Annotated in this window: 1 protein-coding gene; it reads left to right on the top strand. The window is 66.4% G+C overall.

The window, feature by feature from the left end; translation table 11 throughout:
• Window positions 1–23: 23 nt before the first annotated feature.
• On the top strand, window positions 24–232 hold a 209-nt coding region (locus SB771_RS37405), incomplete at its 3' end, for an HAD family hydrolase (protein WP_410722331.1).

Here is a 232-nt window from a genome sequence, read left to right as displayed (position 1 = left end):
GGAACCGAATCATCGCAGTTGCGGTGGAAGCCGCTGCCACGCAAGCCGTCCTGGCCGGTCTGATCGCCCTCAGCGATCCACCTCGCGAGGATGCAGCAAGCCTGATCGCGTCGCTTCGCGATCTGGGGGTACGAACGGTCATGGTAACGGGCGACTCGGCCGCGACGGCGACCGCTATTGCGCGAGACGTCGGACTGCGCCCGGAGCCCGGTCCGCACGGTGATGGATTCAA

The organism is Burkholderia sp. SIMBA_051 (assembly GCF_046534915.1).
Taxonomy (GTDB): domain Bacteria; phylum Pseudomonadota; class Gammaproteobacteria; order Burkholderiales; family Burkholderiaceae; genus Burkholderia; species Burkholderia ambifaria.
The sequence above is the reverse complement of the archived record's forward strand: the minus strand, read 5'-3'. Positions and strand labels throughout refer to the sequence as shown.